This window comes from Mesorhizobium sp. M0496, assembly GCF_040321205.1.
In the GTDB taxonomy this organism is placed as follows: domain Bacteria; phylum Pseudomonadota; class Alphaproteobacteria; order Rhizobiales; family Rhizobiaceae; genus Mesorhizobium.
Genome location: NZ_JAMYRC010000012.1, coordinates 1 through 14,400, shown reverse-complemented (window position 1 = coordinate 14,400; position 14,400 = coordinate 1). Strand labels below are relative to the sequence as shown.

The following is a 14,400-nucleotide window of genomic DNA, read 5'->3' as shown; positions in this document are numbered from 1 at the left end:
GTGCAGTCTTCCACGCGACCGGCAAACCATTCGAAGCCTTCGATCACGCTGGAGAAGCTCGCTTGAATTCGATCGATGCGCCTCTGGTGACCCTGAGGCTTGCTGCACGAATAGGCGAGCAAAAGAGGTAGCGCCAAGTCTCAGCGAGGTCCGCCGCACTACCTCCTGCCATCAACTGCGCCTACAGCTGGCGCCGGCCTTCGCAATCCCACTGTAGGCAGATTTGGCCTCAGACGGATTTTGCGGTCATCTGTTCCGCTCGGCCAGCGTTCATACCACCACCCGCCATTCGCGTTAGCTTCTTTCATTGAAAAACACTTTTGACAGTGGATAAGCTGCCGCGCTATTCGAATGATGCGGTAGGGTCACATAACGCGGGCGCGAACCAGGCGCGACAACGAACTTCCCTGAGCTTCAACCTTCCATATCATGTTCAGCGATTGCTGCATTTCGCCGAAGATGCCCGACGCAGTCACCAACAAGGTGACTATTCCGATCATCGCGGCCCAGCTTCCGGATATCCTGCTTGATGCGCTCTCCAGCGCGGCTTGAAGGAGATTTGCGCTCTCTGGCCCCATCAGCCCCGAAATCTGAGCGGGTAACGCCAATTGGGCAGCGTCGTGACCAAAAACGAGACCTGCAATTGCGACCACGATCAGCAAAATTGGTGCCAGGGATGTGGTGGCGTAAAAAGCCATTGCCGCGCCGTGACTAAGAGCATTGTCGTTGACGAACCCGACCACGCTTTCTTTGACCAGATCCCAGACATTCGTGATCGAGCGTCGCATCTCTTGAATCCGCCTGAATCCGTCGGCATTTACAATGGCGTCCATCACCAATGCCCCAGAACTCGCGATGTTCCGATCGCGCGCCGGCAAGACCGGCGCCTTAAAGAACCGGCCTATAAACCGAAGTCCCGCGCGCGTCCGCAATAGCGGACGATTGTCGCGCGCTGGACGGAGGAAATTCGCCCCCGCCGCGGGCGGTTAACGGGATAGCCGCAGGAGCGTCAGCATAGCCGGCCGCAGGTCGGGACGCGGGACCGACTGTCCCCACCCGCGATGGCCCGCATGTTGCAGCGGTCATGGATGCAATTGCTTGGCACCAACGTGATCCGTCCAATGCTCCAAATCCTGTTGAGAAAAGGCGCATTTTCCGTCGGCTATAAAAGTTCCATGACTCCGATGTTTTATTTTCACTGTCGGCGCGGAGATGCGGTGGTCGCGATCGAGCGTTCGCGGTCCATAGTAGCGGTGCACGAAATACCGGCGATATCGAACCCTGCATCGCGCAAGGACTTATTGGACCTCTGTGCTACGCCATGAATCTCATAGCTCGGTCGACATCTTCATCCTAGAAAGCTCGGCTGTCGGACACAATGCGCTGCGATCCCAGCCGCCTAAAGGCGTGGAGTTTACAGATCCCCTATTGGGGACTCTAAAGCCCTACGTCCTCAAAACGCTGTTTTCAGCGACCGTGATGATCAAGGAGCTTACACTTGGCCGGGAGGGCCAAGGTGAATATGGTTCTTGTCTCCCCAGCCGTTGCCCGGGCGTGATCCTCCCGATTTGGCGATCGCCTTTGAGCTCAAGCTTGTGCCGAGCAGAAGCGTTATGGCTGGCGGTGTCACCGCAGCAAAACGCCCCGCCTTCTTGAGAAAGTCCCGGCGCGCCTGAGACTCTGAAACCAGAGTTTCCTGCGTCAGTTGCGAGCATTTTGTCTTTTCGGTTGGCATGTCAAACCTCCCACAAGCGTTCCAAGATTTCGCAGACTTACCCTATTCTTCCCAGTACGGGCGTACTAGTTCACCAAAAGGCTTAGAGCCCTTCTCGAAAGTTTTGGAGCGGTGGCTCTGCCCGCCAGAGCCCCAGAGCCCTTGGTTTTTAAACGGGCGATGCTTGCGGGGGAGGTACGATTCGGCCGCCGATCATCAGCGATCATGGTGGTGGGCGCTTCGGAAATTTGTATCACGTTTTTCCGTATCCCGCCCAAGCCAAGCAAGGCGAGCGATAGCCGTCTTTGCCATGATTTATATAAATCTAGTTCAATGGGTTAGTGGATTCGTGTGGATCTACATCCATACAAAAACATGTCCTTCAATAGTGATCTCGCCGAAGGGTTGAGCAGCTGGCGCGGTCGTGATTCCAACGGGTTGTCGAAGCCTGATTGGAGAGACCTGATGTGGACGCCAGCTACTCGCCGCCAGCATAACCGCGAAAGCCTGCGTTACGAAACCGACATGATGGACATCGCACCACTCATGCCCACGGTGCGCCCGACGGGGCGACCGCGCAAATGGCCATTGCGCGAGATCGTGAACGCGATCTTCTACGTCATGCGCGGCGGGATCGGATGGCGTCTTCTGCCATCGGATTTTCCACCGAAAAGCACGGTGTTTCGCTGGTTTTGCGTGTTCCGCGACACCTGCCTCTTCGAGAAGATCAACCACAAGCTCCTGATGCTGGATCGCGAACGTTGCGGCCGAGAGGCCTCACCCACGGCCTCCATCATTGACAGCCAGACCGTAAAGACCTGCGAGAGTCGCGGGCCGCGCGGCTATGATGCCGGCAAGAAGATCAAAGGCCGCAAGCGCCATGCGCTGGTCGACACCGACGGTCGGGCTCTTGTCCTTTATCCGCATCCCACCAGCATCCAGATCGCGACGGCGCCGGTCCTGGACCTCTCGCGGCGACCATTCCCCTTTATCCGAAAGGTGTTCGCCGATTCCGGATATCAGGGACCGCGTGTGGCCGAGGCCACCTCGATCGCTGTCGAGATCGTTGAAAGAAAACCCGATCAGGTCGGCTTCACCGTGCAACCGAGACGCTGGGTTGTGGAGCGCTTCTTTGCCTGGATCAGCCGCAACAGGCGGCTATGGAAGGACGCCGAGGCCAGCATCGAATCGGCAACAGCCTTCCTCTATGCAGCGGCCGTCATGATCCTTGTGCGGCGAATCGCGCGACACCGGTGAGTTTCGGCGCGGACTCTCAGACAGCCGAGCGCCGAATGTAAACCTAGGTTCTTTGCTGACGAAAGGGGAAGATGCTCGGCAGCATAAGCAGGTTCCGGCAGGATCAATTCCCGCCCCGGAGGGTGAACTGCGCTACGCTTCCATACTGCCTGTAATCGTGGGTCCTTCCGAGCGGATTCGGATCGAAACTTTTTTCCACGTAAATGCGCTGGATGTGCTTAGCGAACTCGAATGGAATACGCTCGGTGAGCTCCCGTTCCATGGTTTCGATATCAATCTTCAGGATGTCGATGCCGCCATGTTTTGCAATCGCCTCCCCAAGAACCGTATTGGAGTCAACGCACGGCACGGAGATGTAATTTCCGGTTTTCATGCCGACCCCGCCGTATCGGCCTGTTTCCTCCCAGCCGAATTCCACAGTGCCGTTTGTTGTCCCGACTGCGATAGGGTGCAGCTTGTAACGGCCTTCAAACCGAGCCAAATTCTGGCGCAGTCTTTCGATGTTGAAACCAAGTGGCTCATAGACGTAGACGAAAGAATCGGGCGAGCGGGTCAAGAACCAAGCCGCTGATATGCCGATATTTTACCCGAAATCTACGATGATGGTATCTCTACCAGTTGCCGGATAGTCTATCCGGCAAAAAATTTCGTTAACTGTCAATATGTCGTGATGTGTGTATGCAGTCAGGGTCAACGGTCCAAGGGGCGTCTTCAGTGCAATGGAAGCCGGATATTTCCCCGATGCTAAAACGTAGCGGAAGGCTAGTTCTGCCGGGCGGTCGTAAGTTCTTATCATGTTAACGGCGGCTGTATAGTGTCGCGCCTGCAGCAGGGCCGATCCGATCGCTACTAGGGAACGATTGCCAATTTTCATAGATGGCTCCTCCGCTATGGATGGTTGGGAGTATATCAAGTTGTCACGTTAATCTTTGCATCCGGTGCGTTGCCCCCTGCGCATCATCGGCATGCTTTCGTGATCAGCTCTACCGCATCATCGAGCTTCGAATAGGTCAGGCAATAGGTGCCCGCAGATCCGATGACTCGGGTCAATGTGTCGAAGGCGGTGGCATTCAGCTCTTGGCCGCGTGCGGACGCGCCATTGAGCAGGACGCGCAATGCGCTGGCTGGCTCGATCGGCTCCAGGCAAGCCTTCGCGTCGCGGCTTCGACGGAGCTGGATCACGCAGCCGATTGGCACGGGCGGGCGCGGCAGGAACTCCTTGGGCACGGCAAACCTAACACGCCGGCCGTCCGGCCGGCGACAGACCGGAATAGCATCGAGGTCGGGGTAGTGTTCGGCCAGAAGCGGCCATGCTCCCGCCTTGACAGCGGGGGCAAACGGCAAACCCACGCCGTGCGCCCGGGAGTCCAGCAGCGTGACATCGTCGGAAGCGAAACCGAATCCAGCATGCATCAACGCCACGGTCAGCGTTGTCTTGCCTGCGCCCGGGTTGCCGCAAAGAAGCACGATGCGTTCATTTCTGAGAAGCGCAGCCGCGTGCAGAGCAAGCTCGTAGGCGCCGCGATCGAGAACCTCGATCAGCAATTGCCCTTTCAGCATGACGGCCAATTCGTCGGGCGAGCAGGAGAGAACCCAGTCGCCATCCCGGAACAAGTGGACCTGCCCTTCATGCTCGACCGGCTGGAGTAGAACGTCAGCAGTCTCGCTTCGGACCTCGAGATGCCGGAATGCGGCGATCGCGGGAAAAGCGCAGGCTGCGGAGTAGACGATGCGCATGTTAAGGCCCGCAATGGCGACCACCTGACTCACAGTCTCATGAGCTGATGCGGACAACGGCGCCTGGGGCCGTATCAGGCTCAGCCGTTGCCAATCCCTTAGCGCAGCCTCGACGTGCCTGTTTGCCTCGGGCCTATCAACGCCAGCGCGCGCCATCTCGCCCGAGATGGCGTCCAGCGGCATGCCTCCTTCCAGGGAGCGCCAGATCTCGGCAGCAGTATCGTTGACGGCGAAAATGGCCTGCCGAGATGGACTGAACAGAATATTTTGCCCTCTGAGGCGTACCAGCCGCCCCTGGGTCACAAACGTCGCACGACTGTGAGCGGCGAGGCTGAGCGCCGCCGTTCTTTTAACCGGCTCGTGCTGATTCATCGGATAGCCCCCTCCCCGCCTGCCGAAACGCGATGACGGTCCAAGCTGTTGTTGCAAAGCAGGTGTGTTCAACGGGTGATGCGGCAATGCCCTCTCGGCAGGACTTCCATTTTGTCCAATCAGCTCGCCGACAGATGCGACTTCTCGCAGCGCTTCGTCGGAGAAACCGGGCCACGTTCTGATGTGCCGCGACCCACTGGAGATGCGCCTTGTTCCAGTGTTCGCGCGCGTCAGCCCCCGTCAGCACCCTGAAACCGGACGGCGGCAGCGACAATGCGGACAGGATTGGCTCATCGGGTAGCCACAGCAACATGTTGTCTGGCTTTCAATCGCAAGCCGCTAGGTTCTTTCAAGGCGACGGAACCCACGGATGTTCGCCGAAGCCAGCGCAAAAACCGATCCTGTGATCCCTCTGCGACCGCTGGAATTATGGCGAAGCCCAACACCTGCGTGAAAACCGCGCACATCGTGCGTAGAGCATCGACAGCAGCGACAGAACGATGATGCAACCGGATGTCGCCAGAACGGCAGTCGCCAAGGCCGCTTCGGCCCGATGAAGGCGTTTTGCAGTTTCGGCACAGGCAACGACGCTGACCAGGGCTCAGATGGGCGTCACGCTGAAAGCGCTACGCAGCAACTGCGCACCAACGCGGGATTAAAGGCGCGCTGCCGCACCGCGGGTGAATGTTCCGCGCACCTATTTCATGCAGCGTAGGCTGCGCGGATAGACAAGGAAATGAGCGAAAAAGCGTCCATTGGGAGAAGATGTCCTACGCCTTTTGTGCAAGCGGCGGCGGCGCGGCGATTCCTGCCGCCTGATCAGGAGCAGGTCAGGCAGTGCTGCCGGATTGGGTATTGGTACGGATTCTGAGATGTGCGAGACTTGGGCGTGGCACTGAGTCTTCCACACCATAGGAGAACGCCGTGCTTTGGGGCTTAATCGCCGTCGGCGGGACCGGCATTTTGCTCGGATTTCGTGTTCGAGCACCGGCACTCATCGTCACGACCGCGGTGATTGTCCTGATCAGCGCCGTTGCAGGCGGCATCGGCAGCTTGCTTGACTGGGACCGTCTGCTTTCGATCCTGCTTTTCGTTGTCACGCTGCAGTGCGCCTACCTGCTCGGCGTTCTCCTTGGCGTCGTGTGGCGTCGCGGCCTCACCCATGAGCCATGACGGACCGCGGCTGCCGTGTTGTCGCCGGCGCCGGACGTGTTCGACGCAGCCACACCGATAGGGTTCGCTGCCTTTCTCTCGCCAATGCATGTCGCCCAAAAGTGCGCAGCGGTTTTGGAGAACGACATGCATCAAAACAAGGACTTAAAGCGCGTCGCCTGAATCCGTTTCGCTGCGACGCGCTTTACTCAAGACGCTTGGTCGAATTTCATCACCGCGACGACAGTCCGGACGAGAATAGCGACATCGGCCCATAGGGACCATTCCCGCACATAGCGGCTGTCGATAGAGACACGACTGGGATAATCCATTGCGTCTCTGCCGGTCACCTGCCACAGGCCGGTTAGCCCCGGTCGGGTTTTTAGATAATCGATCGCACAGGAGCCGTAACGTTGAAGTTCGTCGGGAATGACCGGACGAGGGCCGACGCAACTCATCTCGCCGCGCAGCACGTTGATGAGTTGAGGCAGCTCATCCAGGCTCGATTTCCTGAGAATATGCCCCAGGAATGTGATGCGCGGGTCCTTCTTGAATTTCCAATTCTGCTTCCACTCCTTGGCGGCTTCGGGATTGCTGGCGAGATAGTCGGCCAGGATCCGCTCCGAGTTCGCGATCATGGTCCTGAATTTGTAGCAGGCGAAGCGCTTGCCGTTGAACCCGACCCGGGTATGGGAGAACACCACCGGTCCCCCGTCAGTCACCAATATCAAAAGGGCAACCACCAACATGACCGGAGCAGCAAGGACAAGCGCTATCAATGCGACAATCATGTCCATCATTCTTTTGGGCCGGCCTCCAAGCGGACGGAGGTTTTGGCCGATGTGGATGCCGGCTCTGCGGCGCTTTATGTCAAATGCGCTGATTGTCACGGGATTTCACCAAGAAACGCTGTTGGTGTGCCCAACTTCACAGCGGCTTGTCATTCTTCGCAAGAGAAGCAAAGGAGGTAGCGGCGTACTCGGCGCTCTTTACCCCTTAGCCTGATCCGCGCGTCGCTGGCGTAGCGTCTGTAAGCCTTCTGACCAAACGGCGTATCACCTAGCATCCGTTTGCTGCGGTAGCAGTTCAGGCAGGTTCGGATGTATTGCCAGAGCCTGCATTGGACTTGGCTCAGCCACCAAGAGATCAGAGTGGCAACCAATCCAGGCAGTCACGCTCGTGGCGATACAGGAACCACGTTTGCTAAATGCGCGAGGCCGCAAAGGCATCCGTCAAAACAATGTGGGAAATGCACATGCATCGCGCCGAGACAAGATCCGGCAGGGCGGTTGGTCCGCTTAAACGACATCGCAGGCCTATTTGATAGTGGAGCGCGCAACATAGTGCCCAGCTTGATGCCTTTACCACATGATTTTGCCGGAACGTCGTTTGCTCGTGTTCCCGAGATCGACCTTGCCGAAATGCTTGCTATCGTGCGCAAGCAAATAGCCTTGCTTGATCTCGATCTCTCCGGCCTCACCGTGGTCGTTGGCGCCACGACAGGATATCAAGTGGTGACAGCCACAGCGGCGGCGCTCGCCAATGCCGACCGTGTCGTTGCGCTCACCCGCATATCGTCCAGACATCCGAGCCTGGCGGCAGCTGCAGAGGCGACGTTGGCATTTGCCAAACACGCCAAGGTCTCCAAACGCGTTGAAGTGACGAACCGCATCGACAGCCGCAAATGGCAGGACGTCGACCTCGTCACGAACTGTCTCGAGGTCGGGCCGATTTCGAGATCGCTCATCGAACTCTTACCCTCCCATGCGGTGGTTTCGCTAATGGCTGAACCATGGGAGCTTCGGCCGGGCTTTGTGGACTTCGACGCCTGTGATGAGGCCGGCATCAAAGTTGCGGCCCCCAATCTCAGCCACCCAGCCATAGACCTGCTGCCGGAATTCGCGCGGTTATGCTGCGTCTTGCTCGGCGATGCTGGTGTCGTTCAACGTGCCGCGAGGCTCGCCATCGTCTGCGACACGCCCTGTGCATCGTCCCTTGAGCATACGCTACGCGAGGGTGGGGCGAGAGTAAGTGTTTTTTCGCACCCCATGCTCCTGACCGACGATGCATGGGATGTGATCGTGGTCGCGATGAGGCCAACTGACAAACCACCGATGGACATCAACTGCCTGGGCCGTATTGCCCGGAACTCTCACCAGGCGCTGCTGGTGCAATTCAGCGGCGGGGTCGATCGCTCGGCCGCCAGCTATTTCGGCCTCAGGATCTGGCCACCGAAACGGCCCACCAGTGGTCAGCTGGGCCTTCCACTTGACGTACTCGGACCGGCTCCAATGGTCCGCAGACTGACAGGTGGGCTGAAGGCCGCCGAAGCCGCATATCGGGGCGCGGAGCTTGGAGAGGACAGCGTTGGATTTCTCGTAACGGCAGCGTCCGCGACGGTTGGCCAGGAACGTGCCTGGACACACGCCTAGCGAGCCCGTTTCGCGAAAACGCTCGGACGGGACCATCGACCTTCGAAACCTTAGTTCAGAACGACGAACCTGTGGGGCCCGCCCTTAACGTATCCGGCAGTTGCATGGCCAGAACCGGCCAGGCAAAGACCGATCGAGGCGGCCCTCAAAGCAACATCTGTCTAAGCTTGTACGCTACCTCGGTGCGGTTCGTAGCCTTGAGCTTTTTCATGATATTTCGGATGTGGACCTTGACGGTGCTCTCGCAGAGGTTGAGTTCGTAGGCGATTATCTTGTTCGCCTTGCCTGTCCTGAGCGCCTCCACAACCGCAGCCTCGCGTGTGGTGAACATGCCGGTGAGCGGACGGGCACCGTTTGCGGTCGAGTGGATGACCTCTCGAAGCGCCAGCACGCAGCTGGCGGGTACAAAGATCCCTCCGGCACGAGCGAGACCAATGGCCTCGGCAGCGACCTTCACCTTCACGCTTGTGGGAATGTAGCCTCGGGCGCCGCATTCGAGAGCCGCGAGAATTTCCCCCGGCTCGTCGGAATCCACCACGACGATTACGGGCACGGTGCCATACTCGGAAATGACGTGCGCAAGCTCCGCCCGAACACTCTGGTCCGTGACCTTCCTGGCGCCAAGAATTACGAGGATCGCGGATGGCTCCTCGTCCCCGGCAATGTGCTGGATTTCGTCAAGCGATCCTACCGCGCTAACGCGCAAAGTGGGATTGTGTTCGATAAGGCCGCGCGCAAGGCATTCACGCTCAAGCGCCCGCTTGTCGACAATCATGACCAAGCCTTCGCTTGGACGTCCTTCATCGAGATCGGACCTGCCAAGACCATTCGCGTCCGGCAGATGTCCATTGTGTAACGGTCTTGTTGCGTCATTCCAAAAATCGGAAATTTGGGGGTGTGCCATCGCTTTACCTACTCCTCTCCATCGCGCTGACTTGCTTTTCTCCTCTTTGGTTTGGCTCCCTCGCAAAGCATGTCAAAGGCGTGAACTGATACGCTCATCGTCCGTCAGGCTGACTAGATGTTGACTGAAGATTGGATTCAAGGAGTAGGGCATACGCCGTCCCAACGCACCGACGTATGGCTTCCCCACCCTATGGAGGTAACCCAACCTGGAGGGCATACTACGATGCTGTGGAAAAGACGCATTAATCCTGGTTAACAATTTGGCAATTATATCTCAGATAGCTAATATACCTGAAAGTATTGCAATCTGTGATTGTATCTCGTCACGCGACACTATTAAGGCGAACTCAAGATCGCCCGAACTGAGATCGCAGGTTGACCAGTTCTGCCTCGACCACCAACGAGCTCACCGGCTTATCGGCTATCGGTTGACCCCCGAATTGTGGCTCTCGTACTCCGTTCGTATGCTTTGCGCGTGCTCGGCGTGAGCGCATATAGTCCCCAGCCCCGGCGCCGTTTCTCACAAACTGCCCGTCGGTTAGGCCCGGCGTCCTAGCCCCATCCCAACAACGGGTGCCGGGCCGCTCCATCAGAACTCCTCGTTGACTAAAGGCCCGCCACCCCATTTGCGAGGCGACGAGCCCTCGCCCCAGCCCACACATCAGTCAACGCAATTGCGGTGCCAGACGTACTGACCCGTTACGGGTCACATTTGCCCAGCGGCGGACGAGCTCCAAGTCGGAGCTCGCGGCAACGACTTTGTCCTTGATTCATGATGATCCTGTTGCAGCGTCAGGCGAACCTGACCTGATTGGACCATTTCACAGACGCGGGCCCAGGCGTATAACGATCCAGCAGTCTTCTTACCTGACTCTTGCAGAAGCGCAGATCGTGAGAAGACAGCCGGTGATAGGGTTGGAGACGGCCATGTCCATCAGGAACCAGATCGGATCGCTCGGCGCAGCGCAGGCCCGCCTTCGGATTGCATCGCGTCCGACTGCCGTGGATGAGGATCGCCGGACGCCAATCCTTGACCTGTCCTTTTCCGCCGCGAGGAGCGTTCGCGACTATCTGGCGGCGCAAGAGAAGAAGTCGCTGCTGCGCTTCCTGACCTGCGGTTCCGTCGATGACGGCAAGTCGACGCTGATCGGGCGCCTGCTTTCCGACACCAAGCAGATTTTCGAAGACCAGCTCGCCGCGCTCGAACGCGATTCGCGCAAGCATGGCACGACCGGCGACGACATCGACTTCGCGCTGCTGGTCGATGGCCTTGAGGCCGAGCGCGAGCAAGGCATCACCATCGATGTCGCATACCGCTTCTTCGCCACGCCGAAGCGCAAGTTCATCGTCGCCGACACGCCCGGCCACGAGCAGTACACCCGCAACATGGCGACCGGTGCCTCGACCGCCGACCTGGCGATCGTGCTGATCGATGCCCGGCAAGGGGTGCTGCGCCAGACGAGGCGCCACTCGATCATCGCCTCGCTGCTCGGCATCCGCCACATCGTGCTGGCCGTCAACAAGATCGATCTCGTCGGATTCGACCAAGCGGTCTTCGCGCGGATCGTTGAAGACTACCGGCAATTCTCGCGCGATCTCGGCTTTCAGACCATGGTGCCGATCCCGATGTCGGCCCGTTACGGTGACAATGTCAGCCGCCGCTCCGAAAGCATGGAATGGTATTCCGGCCCGACGCTGATCGAGCATCTCGAAACCGTGTCGGTCGATGAGGCGGTGGCTGAATTGCCGTTCCGGTTTCCGGTCCAGTATGTCAATCGCCCCAATCTCGACTTTCGCGGTTTTGCCGGCACGATCGCCTCCGGCTCGGTTGCGTCCGGCGACGAGGTCGTCGTCGCCAAGTCGGGCAAATCCTCGCGCGTCAAGCGGATTGTCTCGTATGGCGGCGACCTTGCCCAGGCGGCTGCCGGCCAGGCCATCACGCTGGTCCTTGACGACGAGGTCGAGATCTCACGCGGCAACATGCTGGTTTCGCCGGCCGCACGGCCGCAGGTCGCCGACCAGTTCGCCGCCAACATCGTCTGGTTCGACGAGCATGCGCTGTTGCCCGGCCGCTCCTACATCCTGCGCACCGAGACCGACCAGGCCAGCGCCACCGTCACCGACCTGAAATACCGGATCAACGTCAACGACTTTGCCCATGAGGCGGCCAAGTCGCTCGAAATGAACGAAGTCGGCATCTGCAACATCTCGACGCGGACGCCGATCGCCTTCGATCCCTTCGCCGAGAACCGCACCACCGGCGCCTTCATCCTGATCGACCGCATCTCCAACGCCACGGTCGGCGCCGGCATGATCCTGCACACGCTGCGCCGCGCCGAAAACATCCATTGGCAGTCGCTCGATGTCGGCAAACGTGTGCGCGCCGACATGAAGAACCAGCGGCCCGCCGTGTTCTGGTTCACCGGGCTGTCGGGCTCCGGCAAATCGACCATCGCCAACCTGTTCGAAAAGAAGCTGTTCGCCACCGGCCGCCACACCTATATCCTGGATGGCGACAACGTCCGGCACGGCCTCAACCGCGATCTTGGTTTCACCGACGCCGATCGCGTCGAGAACATCCGCCGCGTCGCCGAAGTGGCGCGACTGATGGCCGATGCCGGGTTGGTCGTCATCGTGTCGTTCATTTCGCCGTTCAGCGCCGAACGGCGCATGGCGCGCGAATTGATGGCCGACGGCGAGTTCATCGAGGTGTTTGTCGACACGCCGTTCGAGGAATGCGCCAGGCGTGATCCCAAGGGCCTCTATGCGCGCGCACTGAATGGCGAGATCAAGAATTTCACCGGCGTCGATTCCCCTTATGAAGCGCCGGAAAACCCGGAGATCCATCTCAAGACACTCGGCAAATCGGCCGAGGAGATGGTCGACGCCCTGGAACACTGGCTGAATGAGCGCGACATTGCCGAAGACCAATACGACAGCGGCGGCGGCATCTGACGACAGGCCGATGCTCGAAATCTTGGAGCGGCTGGCACTGGCGGCCGGGCGCGAGGTGATGCGCGTGTTCCACGCCGGCTGATCCCGTGACAGCCAAAGGGTCAAACTTAGCGACCGCTATGCGTTCGTCGCGCCAAATCCATCTTCGACGCTATGTACCGGTGCTGCAGTCAGGTGGTTCTCAGTATGCGGGTAACCGGCGCCGTGCTTGCGGCTTTCGGCTGGTCGCCGACGGCAAAGACGGCGCTCGCCTCGCTGACGATGGAAACGTGGTCCCGCGCTGCCTTGCCGGCGGCGGCGCCGTCACCGCGCATGATCGCGGTGACGATGGCATCGTGCTCCTGCCAGGATTTGGCGAGCCGGCCTGGCAGCATGAACTGGGCTCGGCGGAACGGCGCCAGCCGACTGCGCGTCATCACGGTCATTTCGTAGATATGTGCGTTGTGGGCGCCGCGATAAAGCCTGCTGTGGAACTCCGTGTTGAAGTACTCGTAGTCCTCCTCGGCGCCCAGACGCACCATCCGCGCCGAGGCCTGGTGCTCGACCTCGAGCGCGCGGCGCTCGCTGCTGGTCATGCGCTCGGCCGAGAAGCGCGCGCAGATCGCTTCCAGCTCGGCCATGCTCTCGAACATCGAGGCGAGATGCTCCTGCGTCACCACGGCGACGATGGCGCCGCGGTTTGGCCGCCTTTCGACCAGACCCATGGCGCTCAGCTGGCCGAGCGCCTCTCGCACCGGGGTGCGTGATACGTCGAAGCGCGCTGCGAGGGAGGTCTCGTCTAGCTTTTCGCCGGGGCGCAAGAAGCCGGTGACGATCCGGTCACCGATCGCCCTCACCATCTGATCCACAGTCGTGCCCGACCTGGTCAAGCTGCGCTTCCCCGACAAGTTTCCTCCGTTTGGTCTTCTCGTTGGGCAGCTCAGCGGCCCGTCGAATCGATATCCCCTGCTTATGCCTCTATTTTAATCTGCCTGTCAAACTGGCTACTTTCAAGGCAAAAAGTGCATGCAATTGCCTTTGACGTGAGCAGGTATGTTTCATGTATATGCTGAATTTATTAGATAAATTTCGTATTCAGAATTGGCACGGCGATTGCATGCACTTTCTCGAAGGCATGTTAACCGACCCGGAAAAGGGTCTTACAGGGGAGCATTCACTATGACCGCGAAATTCACGCTTAGGCGAGACGGCCGCGCCAAGGGCCGAGGCTAAGTCGTGATAAGCGGCGCCCTCATATTTGCGCGAGGGATAGACGCCGAAGACCTGAGCGAAATCCTCGATGTGAATCCTCTCGCCCTCAGCGCCGCGATCGAAGCGTTTGACGAGAAGGACCTTGCCCTCTGACAGCGTGTTGAATTCTTCGGGAATATCCGCGAAATCGGACTTCTCGACAAGTTCGCGTTCAGGCACCTCCATGCCGATCGCTGCGGCCAGCGCGAGGTTGGCGAATTCATTTTCGGAAATGCCTGGAAACGCCGTCGAAGGGAATTTGGCGATGTATCGGCCTTGCTCGTCGTCCATCGGCAAGGTCAGGCCGCCGCCTTTTCCAGTGTTCTTTATGACCGACAGCTTCATCTGCACGCCGGCAAGTGAGAACCGAGCCTTGGGCTTATCTTTTGACGCATCCTGCGGGACCGCTATCGCGCCATCACTAGGCAATGCCTGCACGCCCCCTGGCAGATCGGTGCCGAGTGCTGCAAGCAGATCGAAATCATTGCCTGAAAGACTGGAGCCATGAGGTAGAGATCGAGAACCGGTCGTCGCGCTCGCGTTGAGCGTCGTTCGGCGGAAGCAGAGCATGGCGGGCTTCTTCAACAAGGAGCCTGACCATGCACCATCCTATTCTCGATGCCCGGATCAGCCCGCTGCGCCAGC

12 protein-coding genes and 1 pseudogene are annotated in these 14,400 nt (G+C 59.2%); 4 read left to right on the top strand and 9 right to left on the bottom strand.

What is annotated here, in order from left to right; genetic code table 11:
• Positions 1 to 365: 365 nt before the first annotated feature.
• The gene (locus tag NKI73_RS13230; protein ID WP_352630226.1) at positions 366 to 833 is read right to left on the bottom strand and encodes a YihY/virulence factor BrkB family protein; all 468 of its coding nucleotides are present in this window, start codon (positions 831 to 833) and stop codon (positions 366 to 368) included.
• Positions 834 to 1,492: 659 nt separating this feature from the next.
• On the bottom strand, positions 1,493 to 1,735 hold the full coding sequence (locus NKI73_RS13225; RefSeq protein WP_352630450.1) for a hypothetical protein: 243 nt from the start codon (positions 1,733 to 1,735) through the stop codon (positions 1,493 to 1,495).
• Positions 1,736 to 2,179: 444 nt separating this feature from the next.
• Here NKI73_RS13225 and NKI73_RS13220 point away from each other — a divergent pair, with 444 nt between their 5' ends.
• Positions 2,180 to 2,971: an IS5 family transposase gene (locus NKI73_RS13220; RefSeq protein WP_352630224.1), complete on the top strand. Its 792-nt coding sequence runs from the start codon at positions 2,180 to 2,182 to the stop codon at positions 2,969 to 2,971.
• Between the two features lie 103 nt (positions 2,972 to 3,074).
• Here NKI73_RS13220 and NKI73_RS13215 read toward each other — a convergent pair whose 3' ends face one another.
• The 3 genes from NKI73_RS13215 to NKI73_RS13205 form a co-directional block, all read right to left on the bottom strand.
• The gene (locus tag NKI73_RS13215) at positions 3,075 to 3,545 is read right to left on the bottom strand and encodes an FkbM family methyltransferase (protein ID WP_352630433.1); all 471 of its coding nucleotides are present in this window, start codon (positions 3,543 to 3,545) and stop codon (positions 3,075 to 3,077) included.
• A 9-nt stretch (positions 3,546 to 3,554) separates the two neighbouring features.
• On the bottom strand, positions 3,555 to 3,845 hold the full coding sequence (locus tag NKI73_RS13210) for a hypothetical protein (RefSeq protein WP_352630222.1): 291 nt from the start codon (positions 3,843 to 3,845) through the stop codon (positions 3,555 to 3,557).
• An 83-nt stretch (positions 3,846 to 3,928) separates the two neighbouring features.
• Positions 3,929 to 5,080, bottom strand: a complete 1,152-nt coding sequence (locus tag NKI73_RS13205) for a PqqD family peptide modification chaperone (protein WP_352630220.1) — start codon at positions 5,078 to 5,080, stop codon at positions 3,929 to 3,931.
• A gap of 924 nt (positions 5,081 to 6,004) precedes the next feature.
• Here NKI73_RS13205 and NKI73_RS13200 point away from each other — a divergent pair.
• Entirely contained in the window at positions 6,005 to 6,253 is a 249-nt protein-coding gene (locus NKI73_RS13200; RefSeq protein ID WP_352630218.1) for a hypothetical protein, read from the top strand.
• 188 nt (positions 6,254 to 6,441) lie between these two features.
• Here NKI73_RS13200 and NKI73_RS13195 read toward each other — a convergent pair whose 3' ends face one another.
• On the bottom strand, positions 6,442 to 7,032 hold the full coding sequence (locus NKI73_RS13195) for a sugar transferase (RefSeq protein WP_352630216.1): 591 nt from the start codon (positions 7,030 to 7,032) through the stop codon (positions 6,442 to 6,444).
• A gap of 543 nt (positions 7,033 to 7,575) precedes the next feature.
• On the opposite strand from NKI73_RS13195, the gene NKI73_RS13190 reads away from it, so the two are divergent.
• Complete coding sequence (locus NKI73_RS13190) at positions 7,576 to 8,664, top strand: hypothetical protein (RefSeq protein WP_352630214.1); 1,089 nt, start codon at positions 7,576 to 7,578, stop codon at positions 8,662 to 8,664.
• Between the two features lie 145 nt (positions 8,665 to 8,809).
• Here the strand turns inward: NKI73_RS13190 and NKI73_RS13185 are convergent, their stop codons facing one another.
• Positions 8,810 to 9,439, bottom strand: coding sequence for a LuxR C-terminal-related transcriptional regulator (locus NKI73_RS13185; RefSeq protein ID WP_352630212.1), 630 nt, complete (start codon positions 9,437 to 9,439; stop codon positions 8,810 to 8,812).
• Positions 9,440 to 10,497: 1,058 nt separating this feature from the next.
• Between NKI73_RS13185 and cysN the strand changes: the two genes are divergently transcribed.
• The gene (gene cysN / locus NKI73_RS13180) at positions 10,498 to 12,525 is read left to right on the top strand and encodes a sulfate adenylyltransferase subunit CysN (protein WP_352630210.1); all 2,028 of its coding nucleotides are present in this window, start codon (positions 10,498 to 10,500) and stop codon (positions 12,523 to 12,525) included.
• A 170-nt stretch (positions 12,526 to 12,695) separates the two neighbouring features.
• Here the strand turns inward: cysN and NKI73_RS13170 are convergent, their stop codons facing one another.
• Together NKI73_RS13170 and NKI73_RS13165 are read right to left on the bottom strand one after the other, a co-directional pair.
• The gene (locus NKI73_RS13170; RefSeq protein WP_352630208.1) at positions 12,696 to 13,394 is read right to left on the bottom strand and encodes a GntR family transcriptional regulator; all 699 of its coding nucleotides are present in this window, start codon (positions 13,392 to 13,394) and stop codon (positions 12,696 to 12,698) included.
• 310 nt (positions 13,395 to 13,704) lie between these two features.
• Positions 13,705 to 14,259: pseudogene (locus tag NKI73_RS13165) on the bottom strand (type II toxin-antitoxin system HipA family toxin); the annotation flags it as partial.
• Positions 14,260 to 14,400: the final 141 nt, after the last annotated feature.

Coding starts and splice junctions, on each gene's coding strand:
- NKI73_RS13230 (WP_352630226.1), bottom strand. CDS start 833: ATGGACGCCATTGTAAATGCCGACGGATTCAGGCGGATTCAAGAGATG.
- NKI73_RS13225 (WP_352630450.1), bottom strand. CDS start 1,735: ATGCCAACCGAAAAGACAAAATGCTCGCAACTGACGCAGGAAACTCTG.
- NKI73_RS13220 (WP_352630224.1), top strand. CDS start 2,180: ATGTGGACGCCAGCTACTCGCCGCCAGCATAACCGCGAAAGCCTGCGT.
- NKI73_RS13210 (WP_352630222.1), bottom strand. CDS start 3,845: ATGAAAATTGGCAATCGTTCCCTAGTAGCGATCGGATCGGCCCTGCTG.
- NKI73_RS13205 (WP_352630220.1), bottom strand. CDS start 5,080: ATGAATCAGCACGAGCCGGTTAAAAGAACGGCGGCGCTCAGCCTCGCC.
- NKI73_RS13195 (WP_352630216.1), bottom strand. CDS start 7,032: ATGATGGACATGATTGTCGCATTGATAGCGCTTGTCCTTGCTGCTCCG.
- NKI73_RS13185 (WP_352630212.1), bottom strand. CDS start 9,439: ATGATTGTCGACAAGCGGGCGCTTGAGCGTGAATGCCTTGCGCGCGGC.
- cysN (WP_352630210.1), top strand. CDS start 10,498: ATGTCCATCAGGAACCAGATCGGATCGCTCGGCGCAGCGCAGGCCCGC.